We start from the raw sequence: 26,208 nt of genomic DNA on the forward strand, positions 1-26,208 counted from the left end.
AGGAGGGTACGACCGTGGGACTGTTCGATCGTTTCAAGCGTCCGCCGAGTGCGGCTCAGGCCGCAGCGCAAAGTGATGCGGATCATCTGGCGAACTGGGCGCACTCACATGAAGGCGTCGAGGCGTACGTGGAACCTCAGACGACGGTGACCGAGGTGACCGTCGTCCTCGTCGCGAAGGACGGGGAGTGGACTCGTCGTCGCGTCGGCGGTGAACGCGGTGCCCGCAAATTGGGACAGGACTTGAAGATCCCGGTCTACGACGTCCGTAAAACGGGATATCCGCAGCGTATGCGCGATCACGACGAGCGTAAGCGAATCGAACGCAAGCGTGCCCGCGAGCAGGAATTGCGCGACGGCGCCTGAACCGCTGTGCGCCTTTATCAACCGCGGGGGGTTAATAAAGGCGCACAGCAAGGGGTCAGCCGTTGACCGCAATGTCCTCCAGGACAGAGATCATCGTGCGAACCGGAACTCCGGTGCCGCCCTTGCCGGTGTAACCCCACGGTCCTGACGTGTTGTACGCCGGACCCGCGACGTCGATGTGCGCCCACTGGACACCCTCGGGAACAAATTCCTTGAGGTAATGAGCCGCGACCAGCATGCCGCCCCAACGGTGCGGGGTGACATTGGCCATGTCGGCGACCTTGGAGTCGAGATCTCCACGCAGTTCCTCGGGTAGCGGCATGGCCCAGCCGTTCTCGCCGACGTTCTGCGAGATGGAGGCGACGCGGTCACGGAACTCGTCCGTGCCCATGACGCCGGGCGTGCGGTTGCCGAGCGCCACCATCTGCGCACCGGTCAGGGTGGCGGTGTCGATCATGTAGTCGGGGTTGTCCTCACCCGCGCGGACCATCGCGTCGGCAAGGATCAAACGGCCCTCGGCGTCCGTGTTGACGACCTCGATGGTGATTCCGCCGTACTGGGTCAACACGTCGCCGGGACGCTGCGCGGTCGCGGATGGCATGTTCTCGGCCATCGGTACGTATGCGACGACGTTGACGGGCAGGCCGAGCTTGGCGGCAAGCACGACGGTGGAGATGACGGCTGCGGCGCCGCCCATGTCCGAGGTCATGTTCTCCATTCCGGCGGCGGGCTTGATGGAGATTCCGCCGGTGTCGAAGGTGATGCCCTTACCCACCAGTGCGACCTTGCGGGCGCCACGCTTCTTCGACGCGTATTCGAGGCGGACGAGACGCGGCTGGCGTGACGAGCCCTTGCCGACGCCGATGATTCCGCCGTAGCCACCCTTCTCGAGTGCCTTCTCGTCGAGAACCTGGACGGTGAGCCCGGCCTCGACGCCCAGTGCCTTGGCACGCGCGGCGAACTCGGCAGGGTAGAGGTGGCTCGGGGGAGTGTTGACGAACTCGCGTGCGGTGGCGACGGCCTCGGCGATGGCAGCCGACCGTGCCAACGTTGCCTTGGTCTCCTTGGCGCGCGGCGACGGCGCCAGAAGTTCGACTCGGGCAAGTGGCTGCGAATCGGGACCGGGAGCCGTCATGGACGACTTGAATTCGGTGAAGCTGTACGCGCCCAACGCAAATCCCTCGGCGGTTGCACCGAGGTCGAGGATCGAGAGCGTGGTTGCGACGGTGTCGATGCCGGACAGCGAGCGAGCTGCGGCGCCGGCGGACTTGCGGATCTGCTCACTGCCGAGCTTGTCGGCGGAGCCGAGTCCGACGGCGAGGACGCTGGTGACCGACAGTGCGCTCGGTGCCGGGACGCGGGTGAGCTGCTCGGGCTTGCCGGTGGCGCCGACGGCGATGAGGCTGTCGAGGATCTCGGCGAGCACGTCTTCGTCGACGATGCCTTCGCTGAGTGCTATTTCGGGGCCGTCCGGACCCGACGTCAGGCCGATGACCAATATCTCTGCGCGCTTGGCGACTGTGCCGGCGAGAACGAGGTCGGGTCCCAACGATCGGGCTGTGCGAGTGCTCAAGGTGTCTCCTGTGAGGTGAGTGCGATGCGTCCGGTTCTGGCGGATGCCTGAGTCGATGTTAGGCCCTTGGCGGATTCCGGACGGGGGATCGTCGCGGCCAGGTGAGCTCTCACTGCGGACATGTTTCGATCGGCGAAGTCCGATAGGTTGTGGGCCATGACCGACGAACAACTGTTGCAGGGCCCGATCCACCCCGTCCACGTCGAACTCGGCGCGACGTTCGCGCCGTTCGGGGGGTGGCAGATGCCGGTTTCGTACGCGGGCGTCGTGGCCGAACACACCTCTGTGCGTGAGAATGTCGGACTCTTCGACGTCAGTCACCTCGGCAAGGCTGTCGTGCGTGGGGCGGGCGCCGCGGAATTCGTGAACTCCGCGCTCACCAACGATCTGAACAAGATCGGACCGGGTAAGGCTCAGTACACGTTGTGCTGCAACGAGTCCGGTGGCGTCATCGACGACCTCATCGCGTACTACGTCAGCGACGACGAGATCTTCCTCGTCCCGAATGCGGCCAACACCGCGGACGTCGTTGCGGCTCTGGTCGCCGTCGCACCCGACGGAATCACCGTCGAGGATCAGCATCGTGCGTACGGAGTGCTGGCGGTGCAGGGTCCGAAATCGGTGGCGGTTCTGACGGCTCTCGGGCTTCCCACCGAGATCGAGTACATGGCGTACGAAGACGCGGAATGGAACGGCGTGCCCGTGCGTGTGTGCCGCAGTGGTTACACCGGTGAGGTCGGCTACGAACTCCTGCCGCGCTGGGAGGACAGCGAGCCGTTGTTCCGCGCGCTTCTCGAGGCAGTCCGCGCCGAGGGTGGGCAGGCCGCCGGGCTCGGAGCCCGCGACACTCTTCGTACCGAGATGGGCTATCCGCTGCACGGGCACGAGCTTTCGCTCGAGATTTCCCCGCTCGAAGCGCGCTGCGGATGGGCGATCGGTTGGAAGAAGCCGACATTCTGGGGCAAAGAGACCCTGACCGACGAGAAGGCCGCCGGTCCGGCCCGCAAACTCTGGGGGATCAAGGCTCTCGACCGCGGTGTGCTGCGGGCCGGCCTCGGTGTTCTGCGTGACGGCGAGGCAATCGGCGAGACCACCTCCGGAACGTTCTCACCGTCGCTCAAAGTGGGAATTGCGTTGGCGCTCCTGGATTCCGGCGCCAATATCGCAGCCGGCGACGAGATCGAAGTCGACGTCCGTGGTCGTGCTCTTCGGTGCGTCGTGGTGTCTCCTCCTTTCGTGGAGACCAACACCAAGTAGAGAGCTTTTTCACGTTCGATAGGATTGCGCCCATGACAGGTGCCGCCGATTTCGTTCGTGTTCAGAGCTCGTCCCCGAAGTCCGACGCCGAGCGCCGTGACATTCTGGCGGCGCCCGGCTTCGGGCGGCACTTCACCGACCACATGGTCTCGATCGACTACACCGCGGGCAAGGGCTGGCACGACGCCCAGGTGTTGCCGTACGGAAACATCGAGCTCGATCCGGCCGCAATGGTTTTGCACTACGGACAGGCCATCTTCGAGGGCCTCAAGGCATACCGTCAGCCGGGTGGCGAGATCAGTTCGTTCCGCGTCGAGGCCAACGCCGAGCGTTTCGCAGCATCTGCGCGCCGTCTGGCGATGCCCGAACTGCCGGCACAGATGTTCGTCGATTCCATCACCGAACTGATCGACGTCGATCTCGACTGGGTTCCCGCTGCCGGCGGCGAGGACGCGCTCTACCTCCGTCCGTTCATGTTCTCCACCGAAGCCGGCCTCGGTGTCCGTCCCGCCGACGAGTACCGCTACCTGCTGATCGCATCGCCCGCCGGCGCGTACTTCCCGCGTGGCGTCAAGCCGGTCAGCGTGTGGCTGTCCACCGAATACGTTCGCGCGGCGCCCGGTGGCACCGGCGCGGCCAAGTTCGCCGGCAACTACGCCGCTTCACTCCTCGCCCAGGCGCAAGCCGCCGACGAGGGTTGCGACCAGGTGGTGTGGCTCGACGCCATCGAGCGCACGTACGTCGAGGAAATGGGTGGAATGAACCTGTTCTTCGTCTTCGGCTCCGGTCCCGACGCTCGCCTCGTGACGCCGTCGCTGTCCGGATCTTTGCTGCCCGGCATCACGCGCAACTCGCTGCTCGCCCTCGCCGCCGATTCCGGCTTCTCCGTCGAAGAGCGCAAGATCAGCACCGACGAATGGCGCACCAAGTGCAAGAGCGGTGAAATCACCGAGGTCTTCGCTTGCGGCACAGCAGCAGTCATCACTCCTGTCGGACGAGTCAAGTCCGCCGAGGGCGAGTTCACCATCGCCGACGGCGAGCCGGGTGAAGTGACGATGGCACTGCGCGACACCCTCACGGGTATCCAGCGCGGTACCTTCGCCGACACCCACGGCTGGATGACCAAGCTTCACTGATCGCTGGTTCGTTCCGCGAGCAATCGCTCGCAGAAGAACTGCAGAATCTCGTCTCGTGCGACGGTGGTGGGTGATCCCGCCTCGTCGACGAGGTGAGCCGTCACCACGCTGTGTGGATTGGCAATGACGTGTTCGAAGAACGGCGACGTTGCCGCGTTGGCCGCTTCGTCGGGTAGTACCTTCCCGACGAAGCGCTTACCCAAGGCCGCCCTGTAGGCCGCGAATCGTTGTGCGCGGCAGAACGAGTCACCTTGAAAGCGGTAGGCAAGCACCGTGAGGTCTTCGGCCTCGAGTCTCGAGCGCACGGCGTCGAGTTCTTCGGGCCCGCTGTCGGTTTCGCCTGGTCGATCGAGCGGTAACGACGGTTGGGCGAGGACCGGCGCGATAACTGATGGTTCGAGCATCATCGACAGCGCGAAGTTACCGGTGAAGCACATCCCGATCACGCCGACTCCAGGGCCACCGCACTCCTCGTGGGCCGAAGCGGCGAGCGAACGCAGCCAACGGACCGCTGGACTCGGTTCGTCAGCAGCGAGAGCGCGGAACTCTGCGCTGACGCAGGCTCTCTTGAAAACGGAGACTCCCTCGTCCACTGTGGGAACCGCGCCGTCGCGGCCGAAAAGCGACGGAACAAACACCGTGAAACCGGCGTCGCGCACCCAGCGGGCGAATCGCGCAACATGTGGGCTGATGCCCGGCATTTCCGGCATGACGATTACTGCGGGTCCGGTGCCAGCCACGTACACGGACTTCGACACCGCGTCGATCGTGATGGTTCGCCGGTCGAAGTCTTCGATCGGATCATCTTTTGTCATGCTTCGGTTCGGCACGGCGGGCCCTCTCAATTGGTCGAAGTTTCTCCTCTGCACAGTCTTTCGGTGCGGGATCAATTACAGAAGAGGGCGGTTCGCCACGTTTGCGGGCGGGCTCGCCACGCGCGACTTATCGGGTGCCGCCGTCGCGGAACCGCTTTCGATAGTCCGCCGGGCTGATTCCGACACGGTCGGCGAACAGTCGACGGAAGGTTCCAGGATCCTGATAACCGATGTGTCCCAAGATTTTTCCGAGTGGCCAATCGGTTGATTCCAACAGGCGTTTGGCCTTTCGCACCCGTGCACGCTGTAGGTAGGCGCGCGGCGATTCCCCGGTCTCGTCTCCGAACTTCCGAAGCATTGTTCGGGTGCTGACGCGGAAAGCTGCCGACAGCTGATCCAAGTCGTAAGGCTCCGCTATCCGTTCGACCAACCAGCTTCCGACGGCCTCGGCAAACTGTGTGTGTTTCACGGGCAGCATCGAGTCGACGACGTACGGAGATTGACTGGTTCGGTTCTCCGGCGCCAGAGTAATTCTTGCCGTCGTTCGCGCAATCTTGTCGCCGAGATGCTCGCGCACGAGTGCTGTGGCGAGGTCGAGCGCTGCAGTGAACGCCGCAGTGGTGGTGACGCCGTCGTCATCGACGATCAGCGAATCGGTTCGAATCGTCGCATCGGGATATCGACTCGCGAGGTCGGCACCGTACAGCCACGACGTCGTAGCGCGGCGTCCGTCGAGAAGTCCGGCCTCGCCCAGCAGATATGCGCCGACGCACACTGACGACACACGAACGCCCCGCGCCTCGCAGGCACGGATGAACTCGATTTCTCTGTCCCACAGCGACAAGCGCGTCGCGGGATCTTCGGACGGTACAAGTTCGAACCCCGGCACCACCAGGTGATCGATGTCGTGATGCCCCTCCTGTGCGCCGATCGAAAATCCGCCCGCCGCAACGACGGGCGAGCCGGACGCGGCGATGACCGATACCTCGAAGGGGTCGGTGGACGCTCCATCGGCGACGCGATTGGCGATCAGCAGAAGATCCGTGAAAACGAAGATCTCGGCCGCCAGGCAACCCTCGTACGCCAGGACTCCGACTCGCACGACGTCAGGTCACAGTCCGAGAGTGAGGCCGACGGCCGTCAGCGTCACCGTGAGTTCGAGCGCGAATCCGAGAACATCGCCGTTGAGCCCGCCGAATCGCCGGACGCAGTGACGCACACACAGCACACTGATCAGCAGCGCCGACGCGGTGACGAGAGGGCCGAGCCACCACCGGTCGGTGGCAAAGGCAGAAACGGCGATCAGCGGAACCGACCATCCGAGTGCGGCCCACAGCGGTTGCGAATCGGCGACGAGCGCACCGAATCCGCTCGGGCTCGACGCGAGAACGCCTCGGCGGCAGGCAAAAACGACGGCGACTCGGCCCGCAGCGACAGATACGAGGACCGCGATCCACTGCGTGGGGGAGTCGGCAACAGCAAGGACGCCGAAGGAGACCGATTGCAGACCAAGGAAGATGAACAGTGCGGCGACCCCGAAGGGTCCGGCGCCGCCGCTGTGCATGACCTCGCGGGCGCGCTCCGGTGGACCGTAACAACCCAGTCCGTCGATGGAGTCCGACAGTCCGTCCACGTGCATCCCGCGGGTTCCGAGAGCGAGTGCGCCGACCGTCAGTAAGCCCGCGAGATAGGGATTCAGGCCGATGCTGGTTGCGCCCCAGAGTAGGAACGTCGCGGCAATGCCGAGAGCGATGCCGGTCAGCGGAGCGGCGGTGATGGCGCGACGCCCGGCAGTGCGATCGATGTCGGAGGGGCCACGAACCGGGAGGACCGTCAGCCACGAGAAGGCCAGTGGCACACCGGACAGCGGGCCCGCCACGCTCACTCCGCCGTAACGGTTTTGGTCAGGTCGATCGACTCCGGCTCTTCAGCGGGCGCGCTGCCCTGAGTGCTGACACCGGCCTCGGAGAAGGTCGCCATCTTGCTCAGGATCGCCACTGCGCCCTGAAGGATCGGGAGCGCGGTGACTGCGCCTGACCCTTCGCCGAGTCGCATGTCGAACTCGACGATCGGTTCGAGACCCATTCGCGTCAACGCGATGGTGTGTGCGGGTTCCGTGGAGCGGTGCCCGGCGACCCACCATTCACGTGCGCCGAAAGCCAGCTCGTCGGCGACCATGGCGGCTGCGGTGACGACGACGCCGTCGAGGATCACCGGCGTACGACGCGACGCTGCCTGGGCCAGGAAGCCGGCCATCGCTGCGAGGTCGGCACCCGAAGACGTGCGCAGCAGCGCGACTGTGTCGCGAACGTGCGGACGAGCGCGTCGGAGGGCATCGCGAATCGCGGCAGTCTTGCGGATCCACCCGGCGTCGTCGATACCGGTACCGCGACCCACGACCGCCACAGGTTCACTGTCCGTCAGGGCGGCGATGAGCACGGTAGCGGGTGTGGTGTTGCCGATGCCCATGTCGCCGGCGATGAGAAGGTCTGCGCCCCCGTCGATTTCCTCGTCGGCGATCGCTCGGCCGGCAGCGATGGCCTGGAGGGTTTCCTCATTCGACATGGCATCTTCGCGGTCGATGGACCCGGAAGACCTGCGTACCTTGTGGTTCGAGACGGCCGGATCGGTATCGCCGTCCACCGCGATGTCGACGACGCGAACGGTGGCGCCGGCAACCTCGGAGAGGACGTTGACTGCCGCGCCGCCCCCGAGGAAGTTGGCGACCATCTGTGCGGTCACTTCCGGCGGATAGGCGGAGACGCCGTTGCGGGCGATTCCGTGATCACCCGCGAACACGACGACGCGAGGCCGAGCGAATGCGTTTGGGGGACAAACTCCTTGGCAGGCTGATGCCCAGCCTGCGAGAGCCTCCAGTCGGCCCAGCGAACCGGCCGGCTTGGTCAGATCACGCTGACGCGCATCGGCCTGCGCACGCACCTCGCGGTCGGGCGGGGTGACGGGTTCGAAGTCGGCGCTACTGGCAGGCGCGACGTCAGGGTTGGATTCTGGGTCGGCAACTGGATTCGCCCCTGGATTGGCCCCTGAATTGGCGTCGGTACTCACATCGTGCCTTCCGGTTGTGCAGCAGTATCTTTCAAGACGAGCGGTAACCCTGCAACCACTAGTACGACACGATCGCACACCGCGGCGATACGAGCGTTGAGAGTGCCGATCTCGTCGCGGAACAATCGTCCTGACCGGGTCTCGGGAATCACGGCCAAACCCACTTCGGGGCTGACCAGTACCAGGGATCCGCGGTAGTTCTCGACGCCGGCGACAAGGCTGTCCGCAGCGGGCGTGATGGTGCCGCGCGGTGCGTCCCAGGCGCTCTGACGGTCCAGTTCCGTGGTCAGCCACGTTCCCAGATCGTCGACCAACGTCGCTGTGTGTGAATCGCTTTCGAGCTGTGCCGCGAGGTCACCTGCATCCGCGGTCTCGACGGTCGACCAGTGAGAAGGCCGTCTGCTCCGGTGCTGATCGATCCGGCTTTCCCAGTCGGCGTCGGAGTTATCGCGCTTCGCTGTCGCCAGGTACCGGATCGGTGCCGAATCTTCGGGTAAATGGCCTGCACAAACCAAATCCTCGGCGTGCGCGGACTTGCCAGACCGCGCGCCGCCGAGGACCAAAGTTCTATACGTCTTCGTCACACTCAGATTGCGTCGCCCGGCCCCACACGAGGCTTCGGTGCGCGCAGTTTACGGATCTGCGACGCGCGAACAAACGCGTACCAGCCGAGCTTGAATCCGCCGTCGGTGCTGTCGGGGAAGCGCTCGGCGACGCGGTTGTTGATCATGCGTCCGAGCCAGATGCCTTCACCGACCATGAAGAGCATCATCACGAGCATTGCCAGCGTGACGATCTGCTGGAGTGCGGGCGTGACGAACATCGTCATGATGAGGATCAATGCGAGCGGCATGAACAGCCCGACGAGGTTGCGGCGAGCATCGATGAAGTCGCGGACGTAGGCGCGAACCGGGCCCTTGTCGCGGGGGAGCAGGTACTTGTCCTCGCCGGCGAGCATGCGGGCGCGGCGGTCTGCGGACGATGCGCGACGCTCGGCGGCTTCGGCCTTGCGGTCCTCCTTGGAGCCGCGGGTCGCCTTGCGGCGGGCGCGGGCTTCCTTCGCGGTCAGCGGGGCAGGCGCAACCGGGCCACGCCTCTTCGCCTCGGCGTCACGACGCTTGGGTGTTGGGCGGCCCTTGCCCACCTGCTCGATGGGCGCCTCTTCGGAGGCCGAGGATGCCTCAGTGCCCTCGACGTCACGTTTGTCGGAGTTGTCTGAGTCACCGCGGCGTAGCAATTTCACACCTCCAGGCTATTGGATAAGTGCACGGTCTGGGAAACCGACCTCGGTCTTTCTGAAAATCACAATCGCGCAAGACGCTCAAACGCTCGAGAAACCGAAACATCGGGGTCATTCGGCACTCTTAGACTTCGGCTATGCGAGTAATAGTTGCTCCAGATTCATTCGGCGAGACCCTGACCGCCGTCGAGGCGTCCGAGTCCATTTCTGCCGGTTGGCGACGCGGCCGACCCGATGACGACGTCGTCACCGCGCCACAATCCGACGGGGGACCGGGATTTGTCGACGTCTTGGCCGCGGCGGGGGGCGACATCCGGTCCACGCGGGTGTCCGGACCGTTGACCGCGGGCGTCGACGCGAGGTGGCTGCTCGATTCGGGCACGGCGTACATCGAGTCGGCCGAGGCAGTCGGGCTCGGCCTGCTCGGAGGTCCACCGACACGTGAGAGCGCACTCGCCGCGCACAGTCGCGGTGTCGGAGAACTGATCGCGGCTGCGCTCGAGGAAGGCGTGAGGACGATCGTCGTCGGACTTGGTGGGAGTTGCTGCACAGACGGGGGACGAGGACTGGTGGAGGCGCTGGGCGGCCTGGAGGCTGCAACGGCGGCTGCGGCGGGCGTTCAGTTGGTCGCGGCCACCGACGTCGAACACGTCCTTCTCGGCGAGCACGGTGCGGCAGCGGTGTTCGGCCCGCAGAAAGGCGCCGACGCCGAGGCAATCGCCGTCCTCGAAGCGAGAAATGCGATGTGGGCAGAACAGTTGGAGTCTGTCAGCCGAGAGGGAGTGTCGGGTTTCCCGGGTGCCGGCGCCGCAGGTGGTATCGGTGCTGCGCTGTTCGCGCTCGGTGCGCAGCGGCAATCCGGGGCCGACGTCGTCGCAGATCGGACCGGGCAGGCAGCGCTATTGGCGTCTGCCGACCTGGTGATCACCGGCGAAGGCAAGTTCGACCACCAATCTCTGCGAGGCAAACTCGTCACAGCGCTCGCTTCGGCCGGGGCAGCGCACGGCGTTCCGACGCTCGTCTTTGCCGGCCAGGTGACGCTCGACGAGCCAGACTATGCGTCGACCTCAATCGTCGATGCGAAATCGGTGACAGAGTTCGCGGGTTCGGTGGAACGTGCGATGAATGAAGCGTCGGCGTGTCTCGAGGGACTCACCGAACATACGGCGCGCGAGTGGAACATCTGGCGCGGTCAACAGAGCGCAGAATCCACCAGCGTCGACGCGCCGTTGCCGTGACGGGAAGACCGGATAGGATGAAGACGAATCGCACCCGGTAAGGACTGGCGGGAATAAGTCGGCAGCGGCGTACCGTTGAAGCGTTCACGGGTTGGTACGAACATTAGGGAGAGCCCATGACTGTGCAGAACGAGACCGCCACCCACGGCGTCAAGATGACCGAGGCCGCATCCGCCAAGGCGAAGGCACTCTTCGATCAGGAGGGTCGCGACGACCTCGCGCTGCGTATCGCAGTGCAGCCCGGCGGCTGTGCCGGACTGAAGTACCAGCTGTTCTTCGACGACCGCACGCTCGACGGTGACCTCACCGTCGACTTCAACGGCGTCAACCTGGTTGTCGACCGGATGAGCGCGCCGTACGTCGAAGGTGCGTCCATCGACTTCCTCGACACCATCGAGCAGCAGGGCTTCTCGATCGACAACCCCAACGCAACAGGCTCCTGCGCCTGCGGTGACTCGTTCAACTGAGTCCGTCGATCACAACTCAATTCGCAAACAACTGACGCGGAACCGACATTCGGTTTCGCGTCAGTTGTTTGTGGTGACTCGTACCCAGGCGGTTCCGATCTGACGGCTCGGGTGCCAAAGACGGCGCTACGGGCAGTAACGTGAACTTTTGCTCCTCTTTCATTCTTGTACTCACTTCGCTGAAAGGCCACGATCCGTGACTATTGCGGTAACCGGTTCCATTGCCACCGACCACTTGATGCGCTTTCCCGGCCGCTTCGCCGATCAGCTCCTCGCTGATCAGCTCGCCCACATTTCGCTGAGCTTCCTGGTGGACGACCTCGTGATCCGCCGCGGCGGGGTCGGCGGCAACATCGCCTACGCAATGGGCGTGCTCGGTGGATCGCCGCTGCTCGTCGGTGCGGTCGGCGCGGACTTCGCCGAATACCGCACCTGGCTCGAGGACAACGGCGTCGATTGCAGCGCGGTCCGCATCTCGGACAAGGCACACACCGCGCGTTTCGTGTGCACCACCGACGAGGACATGGCGCAGATCGCGTCGTTCTACCCCGGCGCGATGAGCGAGGCCCGCGAGATCGAACTCGCAGCAGTGGCCAAGACCGCGGGTGCGCTGGATCTTGTGCTGGTCGGCGCAAACGACCCCGAAGCAATGGTTCGCCATACCGACGAATGCCGCCTGCTCGGAATCCCGTTCGCAGCTGATCCGTCGCAGCAGCTTGCCCGCCTGTCCGGTGACGAGGCCAAGGCGCTCATCCACGGTGCGAAGTACTTGTTCACCAACGAGTACGAGTGGGGTCTGCTTCAGCAGAAGACGGGTCTGAGTGAGGAAGAGATCCGCGCACAGGTCGGCATCCGCGTCACCACCCTCGGCTCCAAGGGTGTGGAAATTGTTGATGCCGAAGGTAACTGGGTGCGCGTCGACGTAGTGCCCGAGACGGGCAAGGTTGATCCGACGGGTGTTGGCGACGGCTTCCGTGCCGGCTTCCTGCTCGCACACGGCGCTGGTCTGAGCTTCGAGCGTGCCGCCCAGCTGGGATCGCTGGTCGCTGTGTTGATCCTCGAGACCGTCGGAACCCAGGAGTGGGTGTTCAACCGCGACGAGGCTCTCAAGCGTCTCACCGAGGCGTACGGCAGCGCGGCAGCGGACGAGATCGCAACGATTCTGCCCTAGGGGGCTGCGCCCCGTGAGTGGTTGAGGAGTCCGGAGACTCCCTAACCGCTCACGGGGCCGAAGGCCTAGATATTGACCGGGTACACCGGTTCCTGGATCTGCGGCACGATGCGCTTCTCCACGAAGATTCCGTGCCAGACCATGAAGGTCAGGACGGTCCACAGGCGTCGACTGTGGTCCGAAACGCCCTCGCGGTGATCGTTGAGCATCTTCACGACGGCCTGCTTGTCGAAGATGTGGTCGGTTCCCGACTCTTCGATCTGCAGATGTGCCCAGTCGAAGAGTTCGGTGCCGCGAAGCCAGTGGCGCAGGGGAACCGGGAATCCGAGCTTGGCGCGGTGCAGAACATGGTGCGGCACAATGCCTTCCAAGGCCTGACGCAGCGCGTACTTGGTTGTGTCCTTCGTGATCTTCTGATCGAGTGGAACGCGTGACGCGACGTCGAAGACCTCGGGATCGAGGAACGGCACACGCAGTTCCAGCGAGTTGGCCATCGTCATCTTGTCGGCCTTGACGAGGATGTCGCCTCGCAGCCACGTGAACAGGTCGAGATGCTGCATCCGGGCAACCGGATCCCAGTCCCGAGACTGCGCGTAGATCGGCGCGGTGACGTCCTGGTGAGTCCACTCGGGTCGGAAGTCGCGCAGGACGGCGCGAAGCTGAGCGTCGTTGAAGCTACGAGCGTTGCCGTAGTAGCGCTCCTCGAGCGTCAAGGAACCGCGGTTGAGCAGACTCTTGCCGCGAGTGCCGTCCGGGATGCGTTCGGACAACTTGCCCGCGGCCCGACGCAATCCCTTGGGGAGGTACTCGAAAGGCTTGAGCGACAACGGTTCACGGTAGATCGTGTAGCCGCCGAACAGCTCGTCGGCGCCCTCGCCGGACAGCACCACCTTGACGTGCTTGCGAGCTTCCTTCGCGATGAACCACAGCGGAATCAATGCCGGATCGGCCACCGGGTCGTCGAGGTACCAGACGATCTCGGGAATGGCAGCGGCGAACTCGGCGGGGGAGACCACCTTGACGACGTGCTTCGCGCCGATCGCTTCGGCGGATTCTGCAGCAACGTCGACCTCGGAATAGCCCTCTCGTTCGAAACCGGTCGTGAAAGTGATCAGGTTGGGGTTGTGACGCATCGCCAGCGCCGCGATGGCAGTGGAGTCGATACCGCCGGACAGGAACGAACCGACGGTGACGTCGGCGCGCATGTGCTTGGCAACCGAATCCTCGAGTGCCTCGGCGATTTCCTGGTAGCGCGCCTTCTCCGTGCCCGGCGCAAAAGGCTTGGCCGGGAACTTCGGCGTGAAGTACCGCGTGAACGTGGGCTCCTCGCCCGGACGCACCCGCGCGAAGCTGCCCGATTCCAGGCGTCGGATCTGCTTGTGCAGTGTTTCCGGCTCCGGTACGTACTGCAGAACGGTGTAGTGCTCGATGGCGCGCGGATCCAGTTCGGTACCGATGCCGATCAGATCGGTGAGTTCGAGCAGGCTCTTCTTCTCGCTGCCGAACGCGGTGCCGCCGGCGCCGGTCGCGATGAACAGCGGCTTGATACCGAACGGATCGCGCGCGATGAACAGCTCACGTGTGTCGGTGTCCCAGATCGCGAACGCGAACATTCCACGCAGGCGCCGGACTGCATCTTCACCCCAGTAGTGGAATGCAGCGACGATGGCTTCCGAGTCGCCCTCGGTGAAGAACTTCGCGTCGTGGTCCTTGACCAGCTCGGCGCGGATCTCCAGATAGTTGTAGATCTCGCCGTTGAACGTGAGCGCGTAACGCTCAGGGTTCTCCGGCGGGCCCCAACGCAGCGGCTGGTGGGAATGAGCGATGTCGATGATCGCCAGGCGGTTGAACCCGAAGACGAGGTGGTCGTCATTCCACGTCCCGTGTTCGTCCGGCCCGCGGTGACGAAGGCAATGCATCGCCTGGTCGACCCGCGAGACGGCGTCCTCGCTGGTTCCGCCAGATGTCAGTAGCCCGAGCAGTCCACACACAGCGTCCGGTTCCTCGATTCAGAATTTTTCGTACAGAAGGCTCCCGGACACGAGTGTCGGGGAGAGGTCAACGAACTCTTGTCGAAAGTATGCCGCAGATCGACGTCTCTGCCGATCGCGGCGGAACGAATCGACGTGATGTGCGTCGCCCAAACGACCTGAGCCGTTCCTGAGCAGCACCTGAGAGAGCTGTGTGACGTCCGCCGCGACACGGGCGAGGACCCGAGGATGGATAGCGCCCGGCTTTGGTCTACGCTGCGTAGTAATTGGGCCTTCCCTCCGGGCATGCCCTAGTTGAATTTTGTGGCGATCAGGAAGGCGTGAACGTGGCGCAAGGTCGGATCCTTCGGCGAGCGGGGCTGGCAGTATCTCTGGGCATTGCTGCCTTGCTGCTGTCGGGTTGCTCCATCGACAACGAAGTGCTTCGTTTCGGGTGGCCTTCGGGCATCACCCCGGAAGCGACGCGCATGCGTGAGCTGTGGACGTGGTCGGTTGTAGCCGCCCTCGTCATGGGTGTGCTGGTGTGGGGGTTGGTCTTCTGGGCCGTCATCTTCCACCGTAAGAAGAAGGACTCGCCGGAATTCCCGCGTCAGACGGCATACAACGTGCCGCTCGAACTCGGTTACACGGCAGTTCCCTTCGTCATCATCGCGGTTCTCTTCTACTTCACCGTCATCGTTCAGAACCATGTTCTGGACAAGACGGACAACCCTGACGTCGTCGTAGACGTCACGGCCTTCCAGTGGAACTGGAAGTTCGGCTACCGCTCCATCGAGTTCGGTGACGGTTCCGCCAAGTACAACGGAATCGACGTCGAGGCCGAAGAGGCTGCCAAGACCGAGGGCTCCACCGTCAACGAACACGGCGAAGAAGTTCCCGGCCCGATCCACGGCAACAGCACCGAGGACCTGAGCTACCTGCACTACGACAAGATCGAGACCGTCGGCTCCAGCCAGGAGATCCCGATCCTCGTTCTGCCCACCGGCAAGCGAATCCAGTTCGAACTCGCTTCCTCGGACGTCATCCACGCATTCTGGGTGCCCGAGTTCCTGTTCAAGCGCGACGTTCTCCCGAACCCCAAGGAGAACCACTCGGACAACATCTTCCAGATCAGTGAGATCGAGAAGGAAGGCGCGTTCGTCGGGCGTTGTGCAGAAATGTGTGGCACGTTCCACGCGATGATGAACTTCGAGGTTCGTGCGGTTTCGCCGGAGGACTTCGCCAAGTACATCGAACTGCGCAAGGGTGACGCGGAGGGCAAGGGTGGTCTGACGACCGCTGAGGCTCTGCAGGCAATCGGTCAGTCGCCGGTGGCTACGTCGACCACGCCGTTCAACACCGACCGCGAGTACCGTCAGGCAACCGTCGCCACTGCAGGCAACTGAGCCGGCCAGCCTCTTCACTGAACAAGGACAAGTGCTGATATGAAGATCGAAGCCAAGCTCTTCGAGATCCTGACGATGTTCTTCATTCTCGTCGCGATCATCTACGGAGTGTTCACCGCTCTGTCACGCACAGGTATCGAGTGGGCCGGACTGACGGCCATCGTCCTGTCTGCAGGTTTGACGCTCATCGTGGGTACCTACTTCCGCTTCGTTGCTCGTCGTCTGGACACCCGTCCCGAGGACTACGACGACGCTGAAATCTCGGACGGTGCAGGAGAACTGGGCTTCTTCAGCCCGGGTAGCTTCTGGCCGATCCTGCTGGCCGCCGCTGCTGCTCTGGCGGCAGTGTCGCTGGCGTACTTCCAGCCGTGGCTCATCGCAGTCGCAGTTGTCTGTGTGCTGGCCGCAGCTGCCGGCCTGGTGTTCGAGTACTACACCGGACCCGAGAAGCACTAGTTTCACCTGCACTCGAACAGAGGCGCCGAATCCATCCGGGTTCGGCGCCTCTGTTGTCGTCGATACAGGGTTGTCCTTGAAACAGATGTTAGGTGCAGGTGTAGGACGAGCGTGCGAAGTATCAACCGCTGTCTGTCAGTCGTGGAGCAGGTATTCGAGGTCGTAGCGGTGCAGACCGTCCACGACCTCGAGCTCGAGAGTGCCCGAGATACCCTTCAATTCGCCGGTTCCGGACCCCGGCACGATCTCGTACAGGAGCTTCTGCGTTCCGTCGATCATCTGACCGAACTGCTGCAGGGCGAACGACCCCACCGCTTCGTCGACTTGCCCGGTGACAACCTCCAATGCGACGTACCCGGCTTCACCGTGTGTCGGGTCGCCCGCGGACAGCATGAGGCCGGACGACGTACCTTCGATGCCGCCGACGAATGTCTTGTCGAACTCGAAGCGGCCGACGCGTCCGGCGAGCTCAGGATCGGCAGGGCGGAGATCGATCTCGAAGGTGCCGCGCGCATGGGATGTCATGGTCCGAGTATCTCACCAGGCGGCAACGCCTCGTGGGGACTCTCGAGAACGTGAAACACTTCGCCTATGATCCTCGAACATGCCGTCCTGCAGGTCGATCCGGCGCAGTCAGCGCAATTCGAGTCCGCGTTCGACGTGGCCCGCGCCATCATCTCCGAGGTTCCCGGATTCATCAGGCTGCGGCTCTCGCGCTGCGTGGAAGCGCCGGAACGGTACCTCCTGCTCGTCGAGTGGGAGGACTTGGAGTCTCACACCATCGGGTTCCGTCAGTCCGCGGGATACGAGAAGTGGCGAGAACTTCTCCATCACTTCTACGAACCGTTCCCGACGGTCGAGCACTATTCGTCCGTCTTCGAGGTCTGAGATTGGGCGTACTGCCCTTCACACCGGCCGCATACGGCGAATCGGGGGAGTGGCAGAACACCTGGTGGTTCTTCGAACTGAATCGCTCAGAGAACCAGTGAGGCCCCGAACCGGAATCCGGTTCGGGGCCTCACTGGTCAGCTGTCGTTCTTAGTGGAGTTCTCCACTGGAACCGTTGGTCTTGCCGTTGGTTCGATTCTGGTAGTCCAGAAGGATCTGAAGCTGCTCGTGCTCAGCTTCGTGATGAGCGGCTTCGAGAGCCTCGCTCTCCTCGACCGGGTCAGCGGTGATCAGGCTACCGCTACCGGGCTTACCGGCGAGGCCGAGCTTGTTCATCTTCTTCGGGACAGCTGCACCCTGGTACTCGAGCGGGATCGGGTGTCCGTGCTCGTCGACGGGGCCGAGCGGCTGGTGGATCTCGATGTACTGGCCGTTCGGCATCCGCTTGATGATGCCGGTCTCGATGCCGTGCTCGAGGACTGCACGGTCACTGCGTTGCAGGCCGATGCAGAACCGGTACGTCACGAAGTAAGCAATGGGCGGAAGGATGACCATGCCGATACGGCCGATCCACGTCATTGCATTCAGCGAGATGTGCAGGTGGTACGCGATGATGTCGTTGATGCAGGAGATCGTGAGCACCAGGTAGAACGCGATGGACATTGCACCGATAGCGGTACGGACCGGCACGTCGCGCGGGCGCTGCAAGATGTTGTGGTGAGCGTCGTCTCCGGTGAGGCGCTTCTCGATCCACGGGTACGCGATCAACAGTGCGAACACGAGACCCATGATCAGGGCGACGGCGAACACAGCGGGGATCGTGTAGCGGTTGAACAGGTAGATCTCCCATGCCGGCCACAGTCGAGCAAGGCCGTCCGTCCACATCATGTAGATATCGGGCTGGGAACCAGCCGAGACCTGAGACGGGTTGTACGGACCGATGTTCCACACGGGGTTGATCTGGAACAGACCGCCGAGCAGTGCGAGCACGCCGAAGGTCATGGCGAAGAACGCGCCACCCTTCATCGCGAAGACCGGGAGAATACGAACGCCGACGACGTTCTGTTCCGTACGGCCGGGGCCGGGGAACTGCGTGTGCTTCTGGTACCAGACCAACGCGAGGTGGCCGGCGATCAGGGCCAAGATGATGCCCGGGAACAGCAGCACGTGCGCGACGTAGAGGCGCGGAATGATGAGGTCGCCGGGGAAGTCGCCGTCGAAGATCAGCCAGTGCATCCAGGTACCGACGATCGGGATACTCATCGTGATACCACCGAAGGCGGCGCGGAGGCCGGTGCCCGAGAGCAGGTCGTCGGGGATGGTGTAACCGAAGAAGCCTTCGAACATCGCCAGGATGAGCAGCAGGCAGCCGATGACCCAGTTCGCCTCACGCGGGCGACGGAATGCGCCGGTGAAGAAGATGCGAGCGAGGTGAACGATGATCGACGCCGCGAACATCAGTGCAGCCCAGTGGTGAATCTGGCGAACGAAGAGACCGCCGCGCACCTCGAAGGAGATGTTCAGGGTCGTCTCGTAGGCGCGAGACATCGTCACACCGCGTAGCGGCTGGTATGCGCCCTGGTAGACGACGTGTGCCATCGACGGATCGAAGAACAGCGTCAGGAACACACCGGAGATCAGCAGGATCACGAAGCTGTAGAGCGCGATCTCGCCGAGCATGAAGGACCAGTGCGTCGGGAAGACCTTGTTGATCTGCCTGCGCATGCCTGCAGCGAGGTGGTAGCGGGAGTCCATAGCCTCCGCTTGTCCAGCCGCTGCCGCGCTGATCTTGGACGGTTTGGTTGTTGTTGTGGTCACGGTCGACGCTCCCAAAATGCCGGGCCGAGTGCTTCGATGAAGTCACCGTCGGCGACCAGGAAGCCCTCTTCGTTCACTGTAATAGGCAACTGCGGAAGTGCGCGAGCAGCGGGACCGAAGATCGGCTTGCCGTAGGTCAGTGCGTCGAACTGCGACTGGTGGCAGGGGCACAGAATACGGTTGCTCTGCTGTTCGTAGAGCGAGGTGGGGCAACCCAGGTGGGTGCAGATCTTCGAGTACGCGAAGTAGTCGCCGTAGTTGAAGCTCTCCTGGCCCTTGCGCTTGGTGACACGCGCGGTGTCTTCCGTGCGCAGGCGGATGAGCATCACCGAGTTGCGAATGCCGCGCAGTGCTGCGAGCAGAGCATGCTCGTCGCCACGGTCGGACTCGCGGAACGGGAAGACCGTTTCCATCGATCCGGCATCGAGATCTTCCGGGCGAACGAGGACGATGTCCTCGGGACGGCCGGTGTCACGACGCAGGTAGATGGTCTCGCCCGGGTAGTTGGGGGTCCAGCCGGACACCCACAGGGGTGAGTCGTCGCCCTTGGCCCACGGGTTCTTGATGAGTCCGCCGAGAGGCATGACCATCATGACGCCGAGTGCGCCACCACCGAACATCAAGCTGCGCTTGATGGCCTTGCGGCGGGGGAGGGTGGACGTATCGAGGGTGTCGCCGAGTTCGGCAACGATCGTGCGACGATCGACCTCTGTGGAACCACCGTCGTGGCGGTCCTGGATCGAAACCTCTTCGGGGATGAACTTCTTCGTGAACTGAACGGCACCGATACCGACGCCGAGGATCGCCAGACCCATGGTCAAGCCGATCAGCGGGGTGTACAGGCTGTACTTGCCGTAGTTCTCGTCACCGGCACCGGCGTACTCCCAGGGCCAGAACAGGTAGATCGCGATGAACGCGATCGCCGAAACGCCGGCGAGGCCGAACCAGAAGGCGACGTTGCGCTCTGCGCGCTTCTCCGCCCTGGTGCCCTTTACCGACCAACGATCACGGCGGTAGACGACGTCGACGCCATCGAGATTGGTACCCAGCTTGACCAGGTCGTCGCGTGACATCGCGTCGAGCTCTTCATCTGTGTACTTCTTAGGCGTATCGCCGCCATGCTGGCCAGCGTCGCTCATGACCTTGCTCCGATCCACAATGCTGCACCGACGACAGCGATGATTCCGACGGCCCACATGGCGAGACCCTCAGAGGCCGGACCGAGGCCACCGAGCCCGTACCCACCGGGGTCCTTCGACTCGCCCGACGACTTGACGTAGGCGATGATGTCCTTCTTCTCCTCGATCGTCAGCTGACGATCCGAGAACTTCGGCATGTTCTGGGGGCCGGTAACCATGGCAGCGTAGATCTGCTGCTCGCTGGCCGGATCCAGGACCGGGGCGTACTTGCCCGAGGACAGTGCGCCGCCGCGGCCGGTGAAGTTGTGGCAGGAAGCGCAGTTGAGCCGGAAGAGCTCACTGCCGCGTCCGATGTCGCCACCGCGCAGCGAGGACTGGGCGATTTCGCCGTTCTCGTCGCGGATGAGCGTCGGGCCGCCGCCGTTGGCCTGGATGAAAGCGCCGAGGGCGTCGGTCTGCGCAGCATCGAACTTGGGGTCCTTGCGTGCAGCCTGGGCCTCGTTGCGAGCTGCGGGCATACGACCAGAGGAGACCTGGAAGTACACGGCTGCTTCGCCGACGCCGATGAGGCTGGGACCGCGGTCCTGCACGCCCTGCAAGTTCGCGCCGTGGCACGTGATGCATGACGTGTCGTAGAGCTGCTTGCCTTCACGAATCAGGGCTGCTGAATCGTCACTGGCGGTCGCAACCTGCGGAGCTGGTGTCAACGCCGAAGCGAGGAAACCTGCGCTGATCAATCCCATCATCAATACGAGCGCGCCGGTAACGCGCCGGCGGATTTTCCGCTGGCGACGCGACTTCGCGGCATTCGCTGAGTTATCGGATGCGGGAGGGGGGGATGAACTCATCTGTATCCCTTTGGTATGTCGGGACGGAACTGGACGTCAGGGGCTGCCTGGGGCGTACAGCTGATTAACGGATGAAATAAATCGTGGCAAACAGCGCGATCCACACGATGTCGACAAAGTGCCAGTAGTACGAAACAACGATCGCGGCGGTGGCCTGGGCGGGCGTGAACTTGCTGACCCGGGTACGTGCGATCAAGAAGACGAAGGCGATGAGACCGCCGATGACGTGCAAACCGTGGAAGCCGGTGGTCATGTAGAACACCGAGCCGTACACGCTGCTCGAAATCGTGGTGCCCTCGTGCACAAGGTGGTAGTACTCGTAACCCTGGCCGGAGACGAAGAACGCCCCCATGATCAAGGTGATGGTGTACCAGCGACGAAGTCCGAAGACGTCGCCACGCTCAGCCGCGAAGACACCCATCTGGCAGGTGAACGAAGATGCGATCAGCACCAAGGTCACCGGCACGGCCAGATACAGGTTCAATTCGGTTGGCTCCGGCGGCCAATTTCCGTTCGCCTGAGCTCGTGCCACGAAGTACATGGCAAAGAGCCCTGCGAAGAACATGAGCTCACTTGACAACCACACGATGGTGCCAACGCTGACCATATTCGGCCGGTTCAGCGAGTGCACGCGTTGGGTGATTGCCGATCCTGAAGTCCCTACTGCGCTCGTCACAGACAGAAGTATGACGCTTCGTCGTAAGAGACGACCACTCGGGTCCACCATCGGCGCGTCGCTCGGCTCGGGTTCGCGGGATCGGGCGGCGAACGCGCTGGTGGCGTGGTCGGAATATGCTGGCGCGATGGCAGCTACACACAAGAGTAGACCGTGGTTCCTGAGAATTTTCGGCACAAAGATTCCGACGCCGCTCGACGCGGGGCGGTCGGATCTGGTCGTCGTCGCCGAGGGCTTCGACGACGCCGAGGCGAGTTCGACCGCTCTCGAACGTGCCGGCTCCACCGAGCCGGAGTTCCAGGCGGAGTCCGAAGTGGTTCTGCGGCACCATCTGGACCTGCCGGAGGGTGCGGTTGTCGATGCCGAGAACATCGTCGCCCAGGACGGCTATGTGCGAGGCGTGAGTCGGCCCGAGGACGTGGCTCAGGCGGTCGAGAATTCGGTTCGCGTCATCTTCGAGCGTGTCCAGGTGCTGGACGCCCTGCATTGCTCCCAGGAGCGATCACGAATGGCCGGTCTGGCCCAGCGACTGGGTGGTTCGGTAGCCGGGTGGGATGCGCTTCAGCCCCCACCCCTTGCGGAGGCGACACCCAAGCGCGGCCGCCGAAAGTCCTGAGCGGCCCTATTCGGTGTCCTCGCTACCTCACTGACTAGGCTGCGAGGGTCAGAGACAGCACGTAAAGACAGCACGAAATCCAGCCCACATGAACGACAGGGGACCAAGGCACTATGGCCGGCACCGACGCATCCAACGCCGTGAACGTCGATTCGAGTGCTGTGGTGCGGTCCTGGCCGATGATTCTCGGTTTGCTCACGGACGGCAGTGACTTGTCGGAAGCGGACTCCCGTTGGGCGATGGGCGAGATCATGTCGGACAACGCCACTTCCGCGCAGATCGCAGCTTTCGGCGTCGGGCTGAAGATGAAGGGCGAAACTCCCGCGGAGTTGGAAGGGCTCGCTGCCGCGATGCTCGAACACTCCCGGCGTGTGCCGGTCGATTCCGACGTCGTCGACATTGTCGGTACGGGCGGTGACCGCTCCAACACCGTCAACATCTCGACGATGGCCTCGATCGTGGTTGCCGCGTCCGGTGTGCGAGTTGTCAAGCACGGCAACCGCGCTGCGTCGTCCAAGAGCGGTGGAGCCGACGTGCTCGAGGCACTCGGCGTTCGCATCAACCTCGGGCCGGAGCAGGTGGCGAGGTGTGTCGAGGAGGTCGGCATCGGCTTCTGCTTCGCGCCGGTCTTTCATCCCGCACTGCGCTTTGCAGCGGTGCCTCGCAAGGAAATCGGCATCCCGACGGCGTTCAACGTGCTCGGTCCACTGACCAATCCGGCTCGCCCGCGCGCCGGCCTGATCGGGTGCGCATTTCCGAAGCTGATCTCGGTTGTCGCGGGAGTGCTTGCGCAGCGCGGTAATTCGGCGTTGGTAGTGCGCGGAGACGACGGACTCGACGAGCTGACCACCTCCACGACTTCGACGGTCCATATCGTTGGCGGCGGAAGTGTGCGAACCGTCACGTTGGATCCGCGTGATCTCGGAATCGATCGCGTTCCTCTCGAGGAGTTGCGCGGAGGAGACGCCGAAGTCAACGCCACGGTCGCGCGAACGCTGCTCTCCGGGCAGAAGGGCCCCGTCCGGGACGCGGTCTTGCTGAACGCGGGAGCAGCCATCGCGGCATTCAACGGTGTCGGCGATGACCTCGAGGGTGCGATCTCTGCCGGGATGAACGCCGCCGCTGCCGCGATCGACAGCGGCGCGGGCGCTGAACTGCTTCACAAGTGGGCGGCACTCACCGCTGATCTGGCCGACCAAGCCTGATCGACGTCAGTCGAAGAGGCGTCGATCAGGCTCGGTCGACGGGCTACTCGCCCAGCGAGAAACCGGCTTCGACGTCAGCGCTGGAGAACGACTGGAATGCAATGTGTGTGGCGGTTCGGAGAACACCGGGCACCTTGTTGATTCCTCCGGTGACCACGTCGGCGATCTGGGCGTGGTCACGTACTTTCACGATGGCGATCAAGTCGACGTCACCTGCGCACGAGTAGACCTCGGTCACTCCGGACAGGTCGGCGACGGCCTGAGCGGTTTCCGGGATCCGGGCGGACTCGGCGTGAATCATGACGATGGCGTTGATCATTTCTCTCCTCGATTTCCCGGCGGGTTGTGATGACCCGGTGGTTTCGATCGAGCTTAGGGGTGCCGCCCCGCCGTTACGTCATCGATGTTCGGATTCGGTACCGGCTCGCGCGAGTCGGCACCAGGCTTCCCACTTGCCGGCGCCGCCCACCGGTTCGACGTAGCCGGATGTCGCCGACACGATTCGGACACCGTCCGATCCGAGCCACCTGGCGATCAGTCCCAGTTCTTCGGGCGAGGCGCCGCGAAACGGGGCGTCGTCCGGCAACACGGTTTCGGCCGCCGCTGTGATGGCGTCGACGACGGGCATCGGGTGTGTTCCGCGCCCGGCGAGTCCCGCGGAGGCGAGCCGTCCGGAGCGGATCACGGACAGCTCCCAGCCGCCGTCCCCCGTGGGGCGGGCGAGAACGAGTTGTTCGATCGCCGCGACTGCGGCGAGCCGCTGTGTGCGCCGCACTGCGGTAGCGACTGCGACGGTTCGGTCACGTAGACGAGCAGCATTCTCGAACAACGCGTGTGTGGACAGTTCGTCTATCCGCGCCTGCATCTGTTGTAGAGGAGCGTCGTTGGTCCCCCGGAAGAAACCACGCACAGCCTCAGGGGCCGCCGCGTAGTCCTCTGCAGTGATTTCCGGGGCCCAGGAGGCCGGACACGCTCCCAATTCGCGAGCGGGGCAGTCAGGGCCGTGGACGGCGCCGCGCCCCAGTCGCTTGGTGCAGGTGCGTAGACGACTGAACTCTGCGACCGTTTCGGCGACGTCTACTGCATCGGCGCGAGAGGTGAACGGGCCGATGGAATCGGCCGTCGGCGTGCGAACCACGGACAATCTCGGGAATGCCTCGTCCGTGATGGTGATCCACCAACCGCGCTTGGGAAACTTGGAGCGGCGGTTGTACGGCGGCGCATGCGCGCTCAGCAGGCGCAGTTCGCGGACCCCGGCTTCCAAAGCATGCGCGCACTGGACGTGGTCGACGCGAGTGGCCAGCGCGACCATTTCCTTCATACGGCCGCGCGTCTCCGAACCGGTGAAGTAGTTGCGGACGCGGCGTCGTAGATCGGTAGCAGTTCCTATATAGAGGGCTTCGTCCGAAGGACCTCGGAAAAGGTAGACGCCGGGGCTTCTCGGCAGGTCGGCGGCAAAGGACCGTTTGGCCCGTTGATGCGAGGAAATATTGGGCAGGTAGTCGATGAGTTCGCTGTAACTGTGGACGCCCTGGTTCCCGACCCTGTCGATCAGTCCGTGGAGGACGTCGACGGTCGCACGCGCGTCGTCGAGAGCCCGGTGCGTCGGCTGGGTGGTCACTTGGAAGAGATGGGCGAGTGCGGAGAGCTTCACCGAAGGTGCTTCGTCGCGTGTGAGTACCCGTCGGGCGAGTTTGACGGTGCACAGGACACGGAATGCCGGCCACGGGCGTGCGCTGCGTGACGCCGCTGCTTTGAGGAAGCCGATGTCGAACGGCGCGTTGTGTGCCACCAGCACCGCGCCCTCGGCGAACTCGAGAAATGCAGGCAGGACACGCTCGATCGGCGGTGCGCCGATCAGCATGGCCGTGGTGATTCCGGTCAGCTCGACGATGTACGGCGGAATCGACCGGCCGGGGTCGACGAGTGTGGCCATTTCACCGAGGACCTCGCCGCCCCGGATCTTGACGGCGCCGATCTCGGTGATGGAGTCCTGGTCGGCGCTTCCACCTGTGGTCTCGAGGTCGACGACGACAAACGTTGTCTCGCTCAGCGGTGTGTCCAACTCGTCGAAGCTCAGTTGCCGCCCGACGTCGAATTTCTCCCCGTCGGAGAACGGGGGCGGAGACGGAAATTCTCGGGCCGAGGCGGGACTCACATCGCAGACAGTAGAAGGACCCCCCGACAGGAATTGGCGAGTGCTGACGCGGAATCCGGCTCACTCCGACTTCCATTGGGAAAGCAGCGGATTGACCCCCGACAAAAGTATGAGAGACGAGGATCACACTTGCGGTGGGAACTCGCGAATGCGGCCTCGCACCTACTTGCCGGTAGGGCGATTCGTGAGGTTGTTGCTACGACGATCAGCCGCCGAAAATGCTGGATTGATCGAAACAGGTTCTAGTTTCAAGTAATCGGCGTTGAACTGCATGGAAGATCGGATTGTCGGGTTTGGTGACCCTTGCCAGTGGGTACCAAGCGCAGGTTTGCGGGCCAGGTGAGCCTCGCCGAACAGACCTGTTGTTATCTCTTCGTGACCCGTTGGGAGTATCGCGGGCGCGGCAGCACGATTTCCGGCGAATCAGGCGCGATTGTCACGAAGCGGTCGACATCGTCGCGATCATTTCGTAACCTTCCTGAGACCTAACGAAGTCTTGCCGGACCAAACAGGACCGGCATCGTCAGGAACCGCCTAATCGGGATCTCCGCGAGGAACCCGAACCGGGAACCCAAGTTTCCACTGGGGTGAATCCCGCCTGGGGTGCAGCACGCACGATCGCTGCAGACCACGCGGGTAGGGCTGATCTTCCCAGCCCGAACCCGTCAGCTAACTCGGTCGGCGGATGAATGGAAGAAAT

Annotated in this window: 26 protein-coding genes and 1 riboswitch; of the genes, 11 read left to right on the top strand and 15 right to left on the bottom strand. The window is 63.6% G+C overall.

Features of this window, described 5'->3' with window-relative positions; translation table 11 throughout:
* Positions 1-14 precede the first annotated feature (14 nt).
* Entirely contained in the window at positions 15-365 is a 351-nt protein-coding gene (locus tag ACFWAD_RS20310; RefSeq protein WP_003941713.1) for a hypothetical protein, read from the top strand.
* A 55-nt stretch (positions 366-420) separates the two neighbouring features.
* Here the strand turns inward: ACFWAD_RS20310 and ACFWAD_RS20315 are convergent, their stop codons facing one another.
* Positions 421-1,938: a leucyl aminopeptidase gene (locus ACFWAD_RS20315; RefSeq protein ID WP_378547042.1), complete on the bottom strand. Its 1,518-nt coding sequence runs from the start codon at positions 1,936-1,938 to the stop codon at positions 421-423.
* A gap of 156 nt (positions 1,939-2,094) precedes the next feature.
* Here ACFWAD_RS20315 and gcvT point away from each other — a divergent pair, with 156 nt between their 5' ends.
* Together gcvT and ACFWAD_RS20325 are read left to right on the top strand one after the other, a co-directional pair.
* Entirely contained in the window at positions 2,095-3,195 is a 1,101-nt protein-coding gene (gene gcvT, locus ACFWAD_RS20320; protein ID WP_214888016.1) for a glycine cleavage system aminomethyltransferase GcvT, read from the top strand.
* A gap of 32 nt (positions 3,196-3,227) precedes the next feature.
* Positions 3,228-4,331 (top strand): branched-chain amino acid aminotransferase, encoded by a 1,104-nt coding sequence (locus ACFWAD_RS20325; protein ID WP_378538854.1) that lies wholly within the window; start codon positions 3,228-3,230, stop codon positions 4,329-4,331.
* Here ACFWAD_RS20325 and ACFWAD_RS20330 read toward each other — a convergent pair.
* The 6 genes from ACFWAD_RS20330 to ACFWAD_RS20355 form a co-directional block, all read right to left on the bottom strand.
* Positions 4,325-5,146 carry a dienelactone hydrolase family protein gene (locus ACFWAD_RS20330; protein ID WP_378547045.1) on the bottom strand — a complete coding sequence of 274 codons (822 nt, stop codon included), beginning with the start codon at positions 5,144-5,146 and terminating at the stop codon, positions 4,325-4,327. The genes ACFWAD_RS20325 and ACFWAD_RS20330 overlap by 7 nt on opposite strands.
* Positions 5,147-5,273: 127 nt before the next feature.
* Positions 5,274-6,248, bottom strand: a complete 975-nt coding sequence (locus ACFWAD_RS20335; protein WP_378547050.1) for a GlxA family transcriptional regulator — start codon at positions 6,246-6,248, stop codon at positions 5,274-5,276.
* A 9-nt stretch (positions 6,249-6,257) separates the two neighbouring features.
* On the bottom strand, positions 6,258-7,025 hold the full coding sequence (locus tag ACFWAD_RS20340) for an adenosylcobinamide-GDP ribazoletransferase (protein ID WP_378547053.1): 768 nt from the start codon (positions 7,023-7,025) through the stop codon (positions 6,258-6,260).
* Between the two features lie 2 nt (positions 7,026-7,027).
* A complete protein-coding gene (gene cobT / locus ACFWAD_RS20345; RefSeq protein ID WP_378547274.1) occupies positions 7,028-8,086 on the bottom strand; it encodes a nicotinate-nucleotide--dimethylbenzimidazole phosphoribosyltransferase in 1,059 nt (352 codons plus the stop codon).
* Between the two features lie 122 nt (positions 8,087-8,208).
* Positions 8,209-8,796 (bottom strand): bifunctional adenosylcobinamide kinase/adenosylcobinamide-phosphate guanylyltransferase, encoded by a 588-nt coding sequence (gene cobU / locus ACFWAD_RS20350; protein WP_378547056.1) that lies wholly within the window; start codon positions 8,794-8,796, stop codon positions 8,209-8,211.
* Positions 8,797-8,798: 2 nt separating this feature from the next.
* Positions 8,799-9,455: a DUF3043 domain-containing protein gene (locus ACFWAD_RS20355; RefSeq protein WP_007730051.1), complete on the bottom strand. Its 657-nt coding sequence runs from the start codon at positions 9,453-9,455 to the stop codon at positions 8,799-8,801.
* 134 nt (positions 9,456-9,589) lie between these two features.
* On the opposite strand from ACFWAD_RS20355, the gene ACFWAD_RS20360 reads away from it, so the two are divergent.
* The 3 genes from ACFWAD_RS20360 to ACFWAD_RS20370 all read left to right on the top strand — a co-directional run bounded on the left by ACFWAD_RS20360 (position 9,590) and on the right by ACFWAD_RS20370 (position 12,328).
* Positions 9,590-10,690, top strand: a complete 1,101-nt coding sequence (locus ACFWAD_RS20360) for a glycerate kinase (RefSeq protein WP_378547059.1) — start codon at positions 9,590-9,592, stop codon at positions 10,688-10,690.
* 116 nt (positions 10,691-10,806) lie between these two features.
* On the top strand, positions 10,807-11,157 hold the full coding sequence (locus tag ACFWAD_RS20365) for an iron-sulfur cluster assembly accessory protein (protein ID WP_007730053.1): 351 nt from the start codon (positions 10,807-10,809) through the stop codon (positions 11,155-11,157).
* A gap of 196 nt (positions 11,158-11,353) precedes the next feature.
* On the top strand, positions 11,354-12,328 hold the full coding sequence (locus ACFWAD_RS20370) for a carbohydrate kinase family protein (protein WP_378538848.1): 975 nt from the start codon (positions 11,354-11,356) through the stop codon (positions 12,326-12,328).
* Between the two features lie 65 nt (positions 12,329-12,393).
* On the opposite strand, the gene asnB is transcribed toward ACFWAD_RS20370, so the two are convergent.
* Complete coding sequence (gene asnB / locus ACFWAD_RS20375) at positions 12,394-14,319, bottom strand: asparagine synthase (glutamine-hydrolyzing) (RefSeq protein ID WP_378547062.1); 1,926 nt, start codon at positions 14,317-14,319, stop codon at positions 12,394-12,396.
* Positions 14,320-14,639: 320 nt separating this feature from the next.
* Between asnB and ACFWAD_RS20380 the strand changes: the two genes are divergently transcribed.
* Together ACFWAD_RS20380 and ACFWAD_RS20385 are read left to right on the top strand one after the other, a co-directional pair.
* Entirely contained in the window at positions 14,640-15,704 is a 1,065-nt protein-coding gene (locus tag ACFWAD_RS20380; protein ID WP_030537048.1) for a cytochrome c oxidase subunit II, read from the top strand.
* A gap of 39 nt (positions 15,705-15,743) precedes the next feature.
* Complete coding sequence (locus tag ACFWAD_RS20385; protein ID WP_003941723.1) at positions 15,744-16,160, top strand: cytochrome c oxidase subunit 4; 417 nt, start codon at positions 15,744-15,746, stop codon at positions 16,158-16,160.
* Positions 16,161-16,295: 135 nt separating this feature from the next.
* Here ACFWAD_RS20385 and ACFWAD_RS20390 read toward each other — a convergent pair whose 3' ends face one another.
* The gene (locus ACFWAD_RS20390; RefSeq protein ID WP_378547065.1) at positions 16,296-16,685 is read right to left on the bottom strand and encodes a DUF3224 domain-containing protein; all 390 of its coding nucleotides are present in this window, start codon (positions 16,683-16,685) and stop codon (positions 16,296-16,298) included.
* Positions 16,686-16,751: 66 nt separating this feature from the next.
* Between ACFWAD_RS20390 and ACFWAD_RS20395 the strand changes: the two genes are divergently transcribed.
* Positions 16,752-17,048: an antibiotic biosynthesis monooxygenase family protein gene (locus ACFWAD_RS20395; RefSeq protein WP_378538845.1), complete on the top strand. Its 297-nt coding sequence runs from the start codon at positions 16,752-16,754 to the stop codon at positions 17,046-17,048.
* A gap of 150 nt (positions 17,049-17,198) precedes the next feature.
* Here the strand turns inward: ACFWAD_RS20395 and ACFWAD_RS20400 are convergent, their stop codons facing one another.
* From ACFWAD_RS20400 to ACFWAD_RS20415, 4 genes are all read right to left on the bottom strand, one after another.
* Positions 17,199-18,803 (bottom strand): cytochrome bc complex cytochrome b subunit, encoded by a 1,605-nt coding sequence (locus tag ACFWAD_RS20400; RefSeq protein ID WP_378538906.1) that lies wholly within the window; start codon positions 18,801-18,803, stop codon positions 17,199-17,201.
* Positions 18,804-18,862: 59 nt separating this feature from the next.
* Positions 18,863-20,005 (bottom strand): ubiquinol-cytochrome c reductase iron-sulfur subunit, encoded by a 1,143-nt coding sequence (locus tag ACFWAD_RS20405; RefSeq protein ID WP_020908103.1) that lies wholly within the window; start codon positions 20,003-20,005, stop codon positions 18,863-18,865.
* The gene (locus ACFWAD_RS20410; RefSeq protein ID WP_020908102.1) at positions 20,002-20,853 is read right to left on the bottom strand and encodes a cytochrome c; all 852 of its coding nucleotides are present in this window, start codon (positions 20,851-20,853) and stop codon (positions 20,002-20,004) included. The genes ACFWAD_RS20405 and ACFWAD_RS20410 overlap by 4 nt, the downstream gene beginning before the upstream one ends.
* Before the next feature lie 64 nt (positions 20,854-20,917).
* A complete protein-coding gene (locus ACFWAD_RS20415; RefSeq protein ID WP_020908101.1) occupies positions 20,918-21,529 on the bottom strand; it encodes a heme-copper oxidase subunit III in 612 nt (203 codons plus the stop codon).
* A gap of 127 nt (positions 21,530-21,656) precedes the next feature.
* Between ACFWAD_RS20415 and ACFWAD_RS20420 the strand changes: the two genes are divergently transcribed.
* Together ACFWAD_RS20420 and trpD are read left to right on the top strand one after the other, a co-directional pair.
* On the top strand, positions 21,657-22,145 hold the full coding sequence (locus tag ACFWAD_RS20420; RefSeq protein WP_378547068.1) for a hypothetical protein: 489 nt from the start codon (positions 21,657-21,659) through the stop codon (positions 22,143-22,145).
* A 113-nt stretch (positions 22,146-22,258) separates the two neighbouring features.
* Positions 22,259-23,350 (top strand): anthranilate phosphoribosyltransferase, encoded by a 1,092-nt coding sequence (trpD, locus tag ACFWAD_RS20425; protein WP_378547071.1) that lies wholly within the window; start codon positions 22,259-22,261, stop codon positions 23,348-23,350.
* A gap of 43 nt (positions 23,351-23,393) precedes the next feature.
* On the opposite strand, the gene ACFWAD_RS20430 is transcribed toward trpD, so the two are convergent.
* Together ACFWAD_RS20430 and ACFWAD_RS20435 are read right to left on the bottom strand one after the other, a co-directional pair.
* On the bottom strand, positions 23,394-23,669 hold the full coding sequence (locus ACFWAD_RS20430) for an Lrp/AsnC family transcriptional regulator (RefSeq protein ID WP_003941677.1): 276 nt from the start codon (positions 23,667-23,669) through the stop codon (positions 23,394-23,396).
* Positions 23,670-23,747: 78 nt separating this feature from the next.
* Positions 23,748-25,430 carry a DEDD exonuclease domain-containing protein gene (locus tag ACFWAD_RS20435; protein ID WP_378547277.1) on the bottom strand — a complete coding sequence of 561 codons (1,683 nt, stop codon included), beginning with the start codon at positions 25,428-25,430 and terminating at the stop codon, positions 23,748-23,750.
* Between the two features lie 599 nt (positions 25,431-26,029).
* A riboswitch (cyclic di-AMP (ydaO/yuaA leader) is annotated at positions 26,030-26,208 on the top strand.

It is taken from the genome of Rhodococcus sp. NPDC059969 (assembly GCF_042738325.1).
GTDB lineage: Bacteria > Actinomycetota > Actinomycetes > Mycobacteriales > Mycobacteriaceae > Rhodococcus_F.

What these genes read in the sequence shown, in the direction of transcription:
- ACFWAD_RS20330 (WP_378547045.1), bottom strand. Translation starts at nt 5,146, where the DNA reads ATGACAAAAGATGATCCGATCGAAGACTTCGACCGGCGAACCATCACG.
- ACFWAD_RS20410 (WP_020908102.1), bottom strand. Translation starts at nt 20,853, where the DNA reads ATGAGTTCATCCCCCCCTCCCGCATCCGATAACTCAGCGAATGCCGCG.
- ACFWAD_RS20365 (WP_007730053.1), top strand. Translation starts at nt 10,807, where the DNA reads ATGACTGTGCAGAACGAGACCGCCACCCACGGCGTCAAGATGACCGAG.
- ACFWAD_RS20390 (WP_378547065.1), bottom strand. Translation starts at nt 16,685, where the DNA reads ATGACATCCCATGCGCGCGGCACCTTCGAGATCGATCTCCGCCCTGCC.
- ACFWAD_RS20385 (WP_003941723.1), top strand. Translation starts at nt 15,744, where the DNA reads ATGAAGATCGAAGCCAAGCTCTTCGAGATCCTGACGATGTTCTTCATT.
- ACFWAD_RS20420 (WP_378547068.1), top strand. Translation starts at nt 21,657, where the DNA reads ATGGCAGCTACACACAAGAGTAGACCGTGGTTCCTGAGAATTTTCGGC.
- ACFWAD_RS20325 (WP_378538854.1), top strand. Translation starts at nt 3,228, where the DNA reads ATGACAGGTGCCGCCGATTTCGTTCGTGTTCAGAGCTCGTCCCCGAAG.
- ACFWAD_RS20400 (WP_378538906.1), bottom strand. Translation starts at nt 18,803, where the DNA reads ATGGACTCCCGCTACCACCTCGCTGCAGGCATGCGCAGGCAGATCAAC.
- trpD (WP_378547071.1), top strand. Translation starts at nt 22,259, where the DNA reads ATGGCCGGCACCGACGCATCCAACGCCGTGAACGTCGATTCGAGTGCT.
- ACFWAD_RS20430 (WP_003941677.1), bottom strand. Translation starts at nt 23,669, where the DNA reads ATGATCAACGCCATCGTCATGATTCACGCCGAGTCCGCCCGGATCCCG.
- gcvT (WP_214888016.1), top strand. Translation starts at nt 2,095, where the DNA reads ATGACCGACGAACAACTGTTGCAGGGCCCGATCCACCCCGTCCACGTC.
- ACFWAD_RS20395 (WP_378538845.1), top strand. Translation starts at nt 16,752, where the DNA reads ATGATCCTCGAACATGCCGTCCTGCAGGTCGATCCGGCGCAGTCAGCG.
- ACFWAD_RS20405 (WP_020908103.1), bottom strand. Translation starts at nt 20,005, where the DNA reads ATGAGCGACGCTGGCCAGCATGGCGGCGATACGCCTAAGAAGTACACA.
- ACFWAD_RS20360 (WP_378547059.1), top strand. Translation starts at nt 9,590, where the DNA reads ATGCGAGTAATAGTTGCTCCAGATTCATTCGGCGAGACCCTGACCGCC.